The 11,924-nt window shown below is 57.7% G+C and carries 10 protein-coding genes; 3 read left to right on the top strand and 7 right to left on the bottom strand.

Annotated elements, in window-relative coordinates:
- The 4 genes from MMC1_RS19165 to MMC1_RS19180 all read right to left on the bottom strand — a co-directional run bounded on the left by MMC1_RS19165 (position 1) and on the right by MMC1_RS19180 (position 3,266).
- A complete protein-coding gene (locus MMC1_RS19165) occupies positions 1 to 699 on the bottom strand; it encodes a DUF448 domain-containing protein (RefSeq protein WP_041641486.1) in 699 nt (232 codons plus the stop codon).
- The gene (gene nusA / locus MMC1_RS19170) at positions 677 to 2,197 is read right to left on the bottom strand and encodes a transcription termination factor NusA (protein ID WP_011715266.1); all 1,521 of its coding nucleotides are present in this window, start codon (positions 2,195 to 2,197) and stop codon (positions 677 to 679) included. Before nusA ends, MMC1_RS19165 begins: the two co-directional genes overlap by 23 nt.
- A 20-nt stretch (positions 2,198 to 2,217) precedes the next feature.
- On the bottom strand, positions 2,218 to 2,706 hold the full coding sequence (locus MMC1_RS19175) for a ribosome maturation factor RimP (RefSeq protein ID WP_041643379.1): 489 nt from the start codon (positions 2,704 to 2,706) through the stop codon (positions 2,218 to 2,220).
- A 179-nt stretch (positions 2,707 to 2,885) separates the two neighbouring features.
- Positions 2,886 to 3,266, bottom strand: coding sequence for an FtsB family cell division protein (locus MMC1_RS19180; protein ID WP_011715268.1), 381 nt, complete (start codon positions 3,264 to 3,266; stop codon positions 2,886 to 2,888).
- 216 nt (positions 3,267 to 3,482) lie between these two features.
- Between MMC1_RS19180 and pyrE the strand changes: the two genes are divergently transcribed.
- The gene (gene pyrE / locus MMC1_RS19185; RefSeq protein ID WP_011715269.1) at positions 3,483 to 4,133 is read left to right on the top strand and encodes an orotate phosphoribosyltransferase; all 651 of its coding nucleotides are present in this window, start codon (positions 3,483 to 3,485) and stop codon (positions 4,131 to 4,133) included.
- 166 nt (positions 4,134 to 4,299) lie between these two features.
- On the opposite strand, the gene MMC1_RS19190 is transcribed toward pyrE, so the two are convergent.
- Both MMC1_RS19190 and thiC read right to left on the bottom strand, forming a co-directional pair.
- Positions 4,300 to 5,304: an aspartate aminotransferase family protein gene (locus MMC1_RS19190; protein ID WP_041641489.1), complete on the bottom strand. Its 1,005-nt coding sequence runs from the start codon at positions 5,302 to 5,304 to the stop codon at positions 4,300 to 4,302.
- A gap of 27 nt (positions 5,305 to 5,331) precedes the next feature.
- Positions 5,332 to 6,753, bottom strand: coding sequence for a phosphomethylpyrimidine synthase ThiC (gene thiC / locus MMC1_RS19195; protein WP_011715271.1), 1,422 nt, complete (start codon positions 6,751 to 6,753; stop codon positions 5,332 to 5,334).
- A gap of 313 nt (positions 6,754 to 7,066) precedes the next feature.
- Here thiC and ygfZ point away from each other — a divergent pair, with 313 nt between their 5' ends.
- Both ygfZ and MMC1_RS19205 read left to right on the top strand, forming a co-directional pair.
- A complete protein-coding gene (gene ygfZ, locus MMC1_RS19200; RefSeq protein ID WP_041641493.1) occupies positions 7,067 to 8,122 on the top strand; it encodes a CAF17-like 4Fe-4S cluster assembly/insertion protein YgfZ in 1,056 nt (351 codons plus the stop codon).
- 263 nt (positions 8,123 to 8,385) lie between these two features.
- Entirely contained in the window at positions 8,386 to 9,489 is a 1,104-nt protein-coding gene (locus MMC1_RS19205) for an NAD(P)H-dependent flavin oxidoreductase (RefSeq protein WP_041641496.1), read from the top strand.
- Positions 9,490 to 9,606: 117 nt separating this feature from the next.
- On the opposite strand, the gene priA is transcribed toward MMC1_RS19205, so the two are convergent.
- Positions 9,607 to 11,823 (bottom strand): replication restart helicase PriA, encoded by a 2,217-nt coding sequence (gene priA, locus MMC1_RS19210; protein WP_011715274.1) that lies wholly within the window; start codon positions 11,821 to 11,823, stop codon positions 9,607 to 9,609.
- Positions 11,824 to 11,924: the final 101 nt, after the last annotated feature.

Consider the following 11,924-nt stretch of genomic DNA (forward strand, 5'->3'; position numbering starts at 1 on the left):
CTACTCCAACTCGTCCGTTTGTTCTTCCATTTGCGGTATATGGCCTGTCCATGCAAGCCAACGCCAAGCATCCTGGGCGACGCGCTTTCGGACGCCTGGGTCCAGAATACCTGCTACCGCGACCGGCCCTTTGCCACAGGCAGCGCCTATGCGGTCCCGATCCATCACTTCCCAGCAGGTCAGGGCTTTGCCCCCTTCCCGCGCTGGGCGTTGCGCCAAACGCAACACTTTTTCCCGGCTATTGGCTGCGGTATCCGCCGCCATCAAAATCAGGGGACGCTCACCACGACCCACCGACTCTTCCAACTCTCTCATGCCTAAGACCACACCACTTGCCCGCAGCCCCAGACCCAAAGCATCACTCAAGCGCCGCTGCAACCCCGCCTCAATGCGGGCCAGTAACAGCTCAACTTCCGGCACCTGGATGGCTACCGCAGCCAACTTAACCAAGCCACCCCGGCGTTTCAGTAGCTGCCTAACCGTTTGCGGCTCTGGCATAACATGCACACCACGCCCCGGCAAACGGCCAGATAGATCCTCGGTCAACATACCCGCTGGATCCGCGACAAAGCGTATCAGCAATTGGGCATCCGCCGTGCGCCGTGTCACCATGCAGGTGCGATGGTTCCCCATCAGGGGTGCATCGCCCGTTAAAACCTTATCCTTGCCCCGATGGTTATGCGGTTTCTTCCTCGTCATCAAACCATCCAGCCGCACGGCGGGCTCCCAGGATCAAGGTTTCGGCATCCTCAGTCGTCAGCTCACCGTCGAACATCTCCACCAATTCATCGGTAGCCAGATCGGCCAAATCATCCAGGGTGTTAACATTTTTTTCAGCCAACGCAATCAGAGCATCATCGGTCAACAGACCCAACTGCGCCAAACGCTCGTCAATGTGCAGCTCGGCCTTGCGCTCTTCGGTCTGTAACGCCTGTTGCAGCAGTGTATCCCGGGCCCGGTTGCGCAACTCTTGCGCAATCTCTTCATCAAAACCCTCGATGCTGGTCAGCTCGTTCAGGGGCACATAGGCCACCTCTTCCGCCGAAGTAAAACCTTCGTTGACCAAGACAGCCGCCACCTCTTCACCCAGATCCAAATCCTTCATGAAGGTCTGTTGCAGCTCACCAAACATCTCTTCGCGTAGGTTACGCTCTTCCTGCTCGGTAATAATATCAATGCGCCATCCCGTCAGCTCCGATGCCAAACGCACGTTTTGACCACGCCGACCAATGGCCAAGGAGAGGGCGGTTTCATCCACCACCACCTTGATGTTGCGATCCTCCTCGTCCACCACCACCTTAACCACCTCAGCCGGGGCTAGGGCGTTACACACAAACACGGCGGGGTCGTGGGACCACTCAATAATATCAATGCGCTCCCCTTGCAGCTCCGTCACCACACTCTGCACACGGGAGCCACGCATCCCCACACAGGCCCCAACAGGATCCACATGGGCATCATTGGAACGTACAGCGATTTTACTACGATGACCCGGATCACGCGCAACCGCCTTAATCTCGACAATGCCGTCGTAGATCTCGGGGACCTCCATCTCGAACAAGCGTACCACCATTTGGGGATGGGTGCGCGAAAGAATAATTTGCGGACCACGGGTTACTTCGCGCACCTCTTTAATAAAGGCACGTATCCGGTCGCCCGGGCGGTAATGTTCACGGGGCAGCTGCTCTTCATGAGGCAAAAAGCCCGAGGTACGACCCAGATCCACATGAATGTTATTGCGCTCAACCCGCTTAACCAGACCGTTGACCATCTCGCCTTGACGATCCGCATACTCTTCAAAAATGCGCTCACGCTCGGCGTCACGCACCTTTTGCACAATCACCTGCTTGGCGGTCTGTGCGGCGATGCGGCCAAACTCCATGGGGGGCAGCTGCTCGGCAATAAAGTCGCCGGGCACCGCCTCTGGGTTCATAGTCAACGCCTTTTCCAAGGAGATATGGATATCCTCATCAAAATCCAGATCTTCATCCTGGTCCAGGTCCACCACTTCACGCAGCTGGTTTAGTTGAAACTCTCCAGATTTGGGATCAAAGCGGGCCTGAATATTTTTATTGGCACCATACTTCTTGCGCGAAGCGGTCTGAATGGCACTCTCCATGGCTTCGATCACAACCTTGCGATCAATACCCTTTTCCCGCGCAACCTGATCGGCTACCTGTAAAATTTCAACTGTCATTGCCGGTACGTTCCACGTCTTCAAAAATCGAAGGTCAGATGGGCCTTCGCGACTTGTTCCCAGGGTATACGCACTTCACCATTGGCTTCGGCTACCACCACCATTGCCTCTTGCAGACCAAGCAGGGTACCACGAAATTTTTTACGTGGCCCAGATTCGGTATCCATAGGTTGGTAGGTGCGTATCTCCACCAGCTTGCCAGCAAAGCGTGTAAAGTCACCATCCTTAATTAAAGGCCGTTCAATGCCCGGCGAGGAGACCTCCAGATGGTATGCATTGGGGATGACATCATGAACATCCAGCAGACTGGAGATCTGGCGGCTGATGCTACCACACTCATCCAGTGAGATGTGGCGCTCTTGGCCTTGATCATCGGGCAGTTTATCGGCAGCAACCCGCACTACGTAGACGCCGCCTTCGCGACGGTAGATAACCTCGACCACTTCACAATCTTCGGTCTTGGCGGCCTGTATGGCCAACGCTTCAACCTTTTGTGCAATATCGGACATAAGCGGCGATCGGTTCGGGTTTTTTTGGTCACTTAAGACCGGTAATACCATGCTCCATAAGCCGCCCATTTCCGCAGGAAGAGGAGGCTAAATGAGAGCAAATAACAAAAAAAGTCGGCTAAGCCGACTTTCTGCACTCTCCGTTATCCACGGTGATTGATCTGCTAATATAATCCTTTTTATTCGGATTGCAAGGGTGCATCTTGATCCTTTGTGGATTTTTTTTTGTCATCTTTAGAACTATCTGGAAATACGAAGATTATCTCATCGGGATAGACCAAGCCAAGATTGCGGCGGGCCACCTCTTCCAGAATGGTTGCCTCTCTTTTTACCAAAATAATCTCGCGTTTGCGTTTTTCTATGCGCGCAGAGACCTTTTCGATCTCTTTTTTTGTAGCATCCAGCTGCTGGCTGGTGTGGCGCCAAGCCACAATACCCTGTTGACCAAACCAGAGCACATATTGGGACCACACCACCAGTACCAACAGCACCAGGGAGATCACCACATGACGGGCGTCAATGGCGTAGCGTTCATTTTTGGTAGGCGGGGTGTCCGACATGGCTTTTTGCCAATCCTTGTAGCTGAGGCTCGACCCAAAACAGGAGATGGGGCTACAATGGCGCACCCAACACCCCAAAAAGGGTTATGCATCCGTGCAGGTGTGGCATAAATGATCCACCAAACCAGCATATGGGTGTTTATATTATCAGTACGGGGCGTATGAGCAAGGGGTAGCGTACGGCTCTGGATCTCCAGCAGACAAAGGTGGGTGGCGATGAATCAGCAGCGGCGGATCGACTTTTTACGTTTTGCACTGGCCGCAGAGGTGTTGCGGTTTGGTACCTTTAAGACCAAGGCTGGGCGGTTAAGCCCCTATTTTTTTAATGCCGGTTTATTTAATACCGGCGCCTTAATGTCCAAACTGGCCGCTTTTTATGCCGATACATTAGCCGAACAAGGTCCTGAATTTGATCTGCTTTTTGGTCCGGCGTACAAAGGCATTCCCTTAGCTACCGCCGTAGCCATGGCACTGGCGGAGCGCCATGGCCGAGAGACCCCCTTTGCCTACAACCGTAAAGAGGCCAAGGATCATGGCGAGGGCGGGGTTTTGGTTGGTGCCCCCCTACACGGTCGGGTGATGGTGATTGATGATGTGGTCAGCGCCGGAACCTCGGTGCGCGAGTCGGTAGCACTGATTGAACGGGCCGGGGCACAACTGGCTGGCGTCACGGTCGCCTTGGACCGGCAGGAGCGTGGACAGGGCGCCCTCTCGGCCATTCAGGAGATTGAGCAGACCTTTGCCGTCCCCGTGATTGCCATCGCATCCCTAAGCGATCTGGTGGCGCTGCTGGAACAAGAAGCCGATCTGGCCGAACATATGCCCCATATTAAAGGCTATCGCGACACCTATGGGGTGGTCGCCTAATCCCCCAAGCGCCGCCACGAACCCCAATATCTGGGGAGTCGACGCGACCGCTCAAGCGGGTTTGATGGGGAAGGGTGCCTCCCCATCTTACGCCTTGGGGTGCCAACCCGTCCCTGTGCCCCCCTACTGAGCGGGGTTCACAGGCATACCTTCCGTGTCTCCCTGTTTAGCTGCGCTCCAGCCAGCGGTGAACACGGTTAATCACCCGCTTTTGCGCGGCCTCCCCCAAGGCGGCATAACAGGGCAGCAACAGCGTCCGCGCCGACCACCCCCGCAAGCCCGGCCCGCTATGAATGGGCGGCAGAGGCCCACCCAGCATGCCGCCAATGCCCGTCCGACCCAAAAATTCAGCCAACCCCTGCGCCGCCACTTCATCCTCAAAACTGAGTGGATAACGGCTCCAATAGGCCCACCCCTGAGGCAAACCAAACCGCCCCCGTGGTCGTAACAGTGCCCCATACCGCGCCGCGACCTCGGCCCGCCGCGCAAATAAAGCGTGACGCTGGTGAAACTGGCTCATGGCCAAGGCCACCGCCCCCCGCGAAGGGAGCGCTTGCCCACGCAGCTCCCGCAACTTGGCCGCTTGCTGGTTATGGGTAGCCGCAATTAAGGTAATGCCCGCCCCCTGCAAGGGTCCATTGGGACCCAAATGCAGCAAACCAAGGGCATCGTCGGCGATCTGTGCCAGCGGCATATGGTCCATCACCATCAAAGAGACCGCCCCGCTCTGCGCCGCTCCACGCTCTGGCACCCCACCAAAACCGCCGTGTAGCCACCCCACCAAACCACCCGCACACCCCGCCAAGCCCAGGGGCTCACCCTGCACCAAACCGCTCTGGGGCTCCACATCCAACCAGGCCGGCCACAGGCCGTGCTGCTGCAACGCTTCGCCCCACACCCGATCCGCCAAGGGGGAGAGCGCCAGCGCATCCCCCCGCCGCCATCCCCATAACCGCAGCAATGCCCCTATGGCCTGCTGGGCATCGGCAAACGCCACCACCGCTCGCCCCCACTGCTGGCTCCAACCGCTCTCCAACGCGCTGAGTGCGGCGGCGTCCTGCCATGGGAGGGTAAGCGCCTGCATGACCGCAGCACGGTCCTGCACCGTCAAATCGGGATGATAAAGGGGGATCGAGATCTGGAGCATGTGAGAGGAAAAGGGTTGGCGCATCACCCACCAACCCTTTTCATTTCCAGCTTATTTACCAACAGACTGAGGCAACGCCTGGCCTTGCTCGCCCGCAGCCTTATCACTGGGACAAAAACCCGGAACAAACTTGGCGGCAATCTCCTTGGATTTGGCATCCACCTCTTGCGAAAGCTTATAGGCACAAAAACGGGGACCGCACATGGAGCAAAACTCCGCCGATTTATGCGCATCCTCAGGCAGGGTTTCATCGTGATACTCACGGGCACGCTCAGGATCCAGCGCCAGCTCAAATTGACGGTTCCAATCAAACCCAAACCGGGCACGGCTCATCTCATCATCCCGATCCCGCGCCCCGGGTCGGTGACGGGCAATGTCCGCCGCATGGGCGGCGATTTTATAGGCGATAATGCCCGCCCGCACATCCTCGGCATTGGGCAGCCCCAAATGCTCCTTGGGGGTAACATAACAGAGCATGGAGGCCCCCTCCCACGCCGCAATCGCCCCACCAATGGCCGACGCAATGTGGTCGTAACCCGCCGCAATATCTGTCACCAACGGACCTAACACATAGAAAGGGGCCTCGTGACACAGCTCCCGCTCCTTTTGCATATTCATGGCGATCTGATCCATGGGCACATGGCCAGGCCCCTCAATCATCACCTGCACATCCTGCGCCCAGGCCCGTTTGGTCAGCTCACCCAGCACCTTGAGCTCGGCAAACTGCGCTTCGTCCGAGGCATCGTGCAGACAGCCAGGGCGCAAGCCATCCCCCAAAGAGAGGGTGACATCATAGCGTTTGCAGATCTCTAACAGCTGGTCAAAATGGGTGTAGAGGGGGTTCTCCTGCTGATGGTGCAGCATCCATTGAGCCATCAAGGCCCCACCCCGGGAGACGATTTTGGTAATGCGCGAAGCCACCATGGGTAGCACATGCATCAACACGCCACAGTGGACCGTCATATAGTCCACCCCCTCCTTGGCTTGCTCCTCGATCACCTGCAAAATGATCTCTGGGGTCAGATCCTTCACATCGGAGACCCGCTCAATCACCTCGTAGATGGGCACCGTGCCAATGGGCACACTCGAATGGCGCAAAATGGCATTGCGGATGGTTTTGATATTTTTCCCGGTGCTCAAATCCATCACCGTATCGGCACCGTATTTGATGGAGTCGGTGAGTTTTTTCACCTCCTCATCCAAACCAGAGGAGATCTGCGAGTTCCCGATGTTGGCATTAATTTTACACCGCGAGGCAATACCAATGGCCATGGGTTTAACCTCGGGATGGTTCACATTGGCGGGGATCACCATACGCCCCCGAGCCACCTCATCCCGCACGGTTTCGGGGCTTATGCCCTCGGCCATCGCGACATATTCCATCTCTGGCGTGATCTCACCCTTGCGGGCATAGTGCAATTGGGTAACATTACCGCTACGACCTTTGACCCATTGGGCACGAAATGCGCTCATTATACTCTTTCTCCATCTGCGTTTTTAGCATTTTGCAAACGTGTACCCGTAGGGGTAAGGTCGCTTCCAGTCCTCTTACAGACCGGCAGGATCTCCACACGGGGGGAGAACCGGGCATGCTGAATGTCAGGGTGACGCCAGCGCTACACCTGATCCAAAAAATCAGGGCAGGGCGTGGCCCGAACGCTTCCAAATCAGGGATTATGCAGCCTGATGTTCAGGAAGTCTCGCTTTGAGAGTCGGGAACCTTGTAGAGTTCCATAAGTCTGCATTGTGAGGACGGTGTAGGGAAATTGACAAGGGAGTTTTTGTCGTGAGTCTGCTTGAACACCATTTTAATCAAGTTTCGCAGTGGGGTGAAGAGCGTGGTTGCAAGGTTGTGATGACCTTTAGCGATGCCGCGCAAGAGCATGCCGCACTGGCCCAGGGGGCCGCCTTGGTGGACTGGAGCCACACCGGTGTCGCCACCATTACCGGGGATGAGCGTAAAGATTTTCTCTCTGGATTAATCACCAATCAGATCAAACGGGTGACGCCGGAATGCGCCATCTATGCGGGGCTGCTCACCCCCCAAGGCCGTTATCTCTGGGATTTTATCATCGCGGAACAGCAGATGGACGAAAACCCGCGCCTACTGCTGCTCACCGAGCCAGGCATTCAAAATCTGATTGGTCGGCTGTCCATGTATCTGCTACGGGCCAAAGCCAAAGTGAGCGATGCCAGCACAACATTGGGCAGCTTAATCGTGACCGGCCCCCAAGCCCCACAGGTATTGACTCGGCTTTATGCCGATATTGACTTTGCCAACCAAGAACCCGGCACCACCGTTGCCCCAGAGGCCGGCGTGCTGGTGTTAAAAGATCCCCGCCATGCCGCCTTCGGCTGGCGCTTGGTGGCCGAACAGGCGCAACTGCCCAATTTGTGGGAGCGTCTGCAAGCGGCCCAAGCCACTCCCGTGGGCTTCCACGCTTGGGAGAGCTACCGTGTGGCCCAGGCCCTGCCCCGTGGCGGCAACGATCTGGAGGCCGACATCACCCTGCCCCTAGAGGCAGGTTTTCTGGAGATGCAAGGGGTGGACTTTACCAAGGGCTGCTATGTGGGGCAGGAGACCACCGCCCGCACCCACCATCGGGGCACCCTCAAAAAACGTCTGTTCCAGGTCCGCTGGCAAGAGGCGGCATCCCCCAAGCTGGGTGATATTATCTCGGTGGGCGAGGATAAAGAGGCCGGTCACCTTACCAGCATCTCCCCCGCTGGCGGTGAAGCCTTGGCCATTATTCGCGTTTCTGATTGGGAGTCGGGTAAACCGCTGATGCTGGGGCAAACCCCCTTGCAGGTAACCAAACCCGCTTGGGCAAGTTGGGCATAACCTTTATGCAAGCACACCAAAGGATGCAAGGGGGAACACTTTAAATCACCCCCCCTTGCAACCCTTGGTGGATTGGACAGGTCTAAAAAAAGAGGGCAAAAGGGAGGGAGTGCTTTTCATCCATGGCTAAAATGTCCTTTTAAGCCGTTAGGGAATTTTCTATACGGCTGAACGCCTTTTTGCGATGTGGTGTTGGTTTTTCCCAGGGTATCACCACCGTAAGCAGTTGTGTGGTTACGGTTATTCCGGTATAAAATGGGTCCATGAACGCACCGACGACTTATTCCCCTTTGCCATCTCTTCGGATTGGCGAACACACCTTACCTGTCCCCATCATCCAGGGTGGCATGGGCGTGCGCGTCTCTGCGCACAATTTGGCCGCTGCGGTGGCCAATGCCGGGGGCGGTGGCATTATTGCCACAGTGGCCCTCTCCCTAGCCTCCAAGTACTACAAAAAGGGACGGGACTATTACAAAGCCAACATCAAGGCGTTGACCGATGAGATCCAGTGGGCGCGGGAAAAATCCCCCCATGGTGTCATCGGTACCAACTGCATGGTGGCCATTCGCGATTATGAGGCGATGGTACGTACCTCGGTTGAGTGTGGCGCGGATATGATTATCTCTGGGGCGGGGCTACCGCTGCGCCTGCCGGAGTTTGCCGCCGACTATCCCAAAACCGCCTTGGTCCCCATTATCTCCTCTTTACGGGCGGGTAAACTGCTGGCCAAGCGCTGGTTAAAGACCTATCAGCGCCTGCCCGATGCCTTTGTGTTTGAAGATCCTAACAAGGCCGGTGGGCATTTGGGGGTCTCCCGCGATCAACTGTATGGCGCGGAACACAGCTCTGAGGTGGTGGTGCCCCAACTGGCCGAGTGGTCCCAGCAGGAGTATGGCGGGGATATTCCCATCATCGTTGCGGGGGGTATCTGGGACCGCCAGGACATTGATGCCATGTTTGCGCTGGGGGCCAAAGGGGTACAGATGGCCAGCCGCTTTATCTGCACCTATGAGTGCGATGCGGCAGACAGCTTTAAACAGTCCTTTATCGACTCTAAAGAGGGGGATGTGGTGATTATCGACTCCCCAGCTGGTCTGCCGGGGCGGGCACTGAGCACCAACTTTACCAATGATCTGTTCCGTGGTGAAGAGGTGGGTATGAAGTGTATTGCCACCTGCCTGGAGCACTGCCGCTGCCGGGATGATAAAGAGACCTTCTGCATTGCCGAGGCGCTGCACCTCGCCCAGCAGGGGGATATGCAAAAGGGGCTGGTCTTTACCGGCACCAATGCCACCCGCCATGACCGTATCATGCATGTGCATGAGATTTTTGAAGAGATCAATGGCCGCCCCTACGTTCCAGCCTAAGCGGGAACCAACCTCGCGGCTTACGCCATAAAAACAGCGCCCGCGTCCCGTGACCCGGGCGCTGTTTTTATGGCCACAAACCAAACCCGCTCCGCTGGCCCAGCCTATTCTCCCACCCTACACAAAACCGTAGGGGTCGATGTCCACATCCACGCGGATTTTGCGGCCCGCCATGGGCTGGGCAATCTGTAGCAGTTGGCTGACCATGGCGTGTACCCCCTGCACCGTCTCGGCCTTAATCATCAACTGCCAGCGAAAACGGTTGCGTAGCTTAAACAACGGGGCCGGGGCGGGACCCAACACCACCACCCCCGGCTGATCCGGCACCAAGCGCCGCAGCTCATGGATAAAATGCCCACCCTCTTGCACATTGGGGGTGGAAAAACGCAGCACCGCCATGCGCTTAAAGGGGGGATACCCCACCAATTGACGAAAACCAAACTCCGCATCGGCAAAGCGGTCGGCATCATGGGCCATGGCCGCCTGAATGGCATAGTGGGCAGGATCAAAGCTCTGGACATAGACCTGCCCCACCTCTGCCTCGCGGCCCGCCCGCCCCGCGACCTGGGTAATAAGCTGAAAAGTGCGCTCCGCTGCCCGAAAATCGGGCATGCTCAAGGTGGTCTCCGCCAAGACCACCCCCACCAGCGTTAAACGGGGAAAATGGTGCCCCTTGGCTACCATCTGCGTGCCCACCAAAATATCAATCTGCCCCTCATGAAACTGCTTGAGAATACGTTCCATGGCGCCGCTTTGAGCCACCGCATCCCGGTCCAAACGGGCCACCCGTGCCTCGGGAAAACAGCTCTCTACCTCCAACTGCAAGCGCTCCGTGCCCGGCCCAAACTGAATCAACCCCAACTGCTTGCAGTTGGGGCACAGATCCGGCACCCCCTGCACATGGTCACAATAGTGGCACACCAACTTGGCCGCCCCTTTGTGCAGGGTAAGCGCCACCGAACAGTTGGGACAACTCACCGTGATCCCACATAAATTACATAAAATGGCCGGGGCAAAACCACGCCGATTGAGAAACAGCAGACTCTGTTTACCCGCCTGCCACACCTGCTGCATCGCCTGCCGCAGGGGATGGCTCAACAGGGTGCCAAAGGGCAGCCCTTGCAAATTTTTTTTATCCGCCAGATTGATCACCTGCACCGGGGGCAGGGCAACCCCGGTGGCCCGCTGGGTGAGGTGCAGGTGGTGATAACGCCCCTGCTGGGCATTGTAGAGGCTCTCCATCGAGGGGGTCGCGCTGCCCAACACCAAGACCGCTTGGTTCATACGCGCCCGCACCACCGCCATGTCACGGGCGTTGTAGGGCACCCCCTCCTCCTGCTTGTAGGAGCCCTCATGCTCCTCATCCACCACAATCAGCCCCAGCTTGGCAAAGGGGGCAAACAGGGCACTACGCGCCCCAATCACCACCCGTGCTGCGCCACTCTTGGCACGTTGCCAATCGCGATAGCGGCGGGCGGCGCTCATCTCGGAGTGAAAGACCGCCAGATTTTCATGAAAACGGGCCTCGTAGCGCTGGATCAACTGCGGCGTCAAGGCGATCTCTGGCACCAGCAGCAACGCCTGCCTACCCTGGGCCAAACAGTGCTCCACCCCACGAAAATAGACCTCGGTCTTGCCCGAGCCGGTCACGCCATCCAGCAAAAAGGCCGCAAAGTGTTGAGCCTCCAGCGCCGCCACCAACTGACCCACCGCCTGCTGTTGCTGCTCATTGAGCGGCGGGGCCGCCTGCATCACCCGCGACGTAGGGCTCTCCGCCGCCTCCGTGGCCGTATGCCGGGCGTTCCAACTCTGTTCGGTCAGGATATAGCCCGCCATCTCCAACTGCTTTAAACGGCGGCTCAGCCCCCGGCGGCCATGATTCCGCGCCAAGGTCTCCTCGGTCAGGCCATTGCTGCGCTTTTGCAGGGCGGTGGCGATGGCTTGCAGCGCTGCGGGCTGTTGGGCCAGGGTGGTTGGGTCTGCGGCGGGGTTCCAACGGATGCGCTGTTTACGGTCGTAGCGCAGGTGGCCCGGCAAGGCGGCGGTAATCACCGCACCGGCGGGTTGATGGTAGTAGCGGATCATCCAGTTCAGCAGCTGCCGCAGCTCATCATCCAGCAGCGACTCATCACTGAGCACCTCTTCAATCTCTTTCAGCTCCCCCTCGCACCACTGGGGGGTGGCACTGCACGCCCACACCACCCCGGTACGCAGGCTATTGCCCACCGGCACCAACACCAGATAACCCGGGTGACACCCATCGGCCAGCTCAGCAGGAATTTTATAAGAAAACGAGGCGTCACGTGCGCCGGTAAGAGCAACCAGGGCATACATGGGTGGGAAAAGCTCCCAGGGCGGGACAAGGTGGTTGATGCGCGGGCGGGGCGGCGGTGGCGATGGATGGAGCCAGCCAGGCCCCCCCTCAAATGAGGGGC

This window comes from Magnetococcus marinus MC-1 (assembly GCF_000014865.1).
In the GTDB taxonomy this organism is placed as follows: domain Bacteria; phylum Pseudomonadota; class Magnetococcia; order Magnetococcales; family Magnetococcaceae; genus Magnetococcus; species Magnetococcus marinus.

Excerpts from the sequence above, each read along its gene's own strand:
- MMC1_RS19190 (WP_041641489.1), bottom strand. The coding sequence starts at position 5,304 with ATGCGCCAACCCTTTTCCTCTCACATGCTCCAGATCTCGATCCCCCTT.
- MMC1_RS19180 (WP_011715268.1), bottom strand. The coding sequence starts at position 3,266 with ATGTCGGACACCCCGCCTACCAAAAATGAACGCTACGCCATTGACGCC.
- MMC1_RS19175 (WP_041643379.1), bottom strand. The coding sequence starts at position 2,706 with ATGTCCGATATTGCACAAAAGGTTGAAGCGTTGGCCATACAGGCCGCC.
- pyrE (WP_011715269.1), top strand. The coding sequence starts at position 3,483 with ATGAATCAGCAGCGGCGGATCGACTTTTTACGTTTTGCACTGGCCGCA.
- priA (WP_011715274.1), bottom strand. The coding sequence starts at position 11,823 with ATGTATGCCCTGGTTGCTCTTACCGGCGCACGTGACGCCTCGTTTTCT.
- thiC (WP_011715271.1), bottom strand. The coding sequence starts at position 6,753 with ATGAGCGCATTTCGTGCCCAATGGGTCAAAGGTCGTAGCGGTAATGTT.
- MMC1_RS19205 (WP_041641496.1), top strand. The coding sequence starts at position 8,386 with ATGAACGCACCGACGACTTATTCCCCTTTGCCATCTCTTCGGATTGGC.
- nusA (WP_011715266.1), bottom strand. The coding sequence starts at position 2,197 with ATGACAGTTGAAATTTTACAGGTAGCCGATCAGGTTGCGCGGGAAAAG.
- MMC1_RS19165 (WP_041641486.1), bottom strand. The coding sequence starts at position 699 with ATGACGAGGAAGAAACCGCATAACCATCGGGGCAAGGATAAGGTTTTA.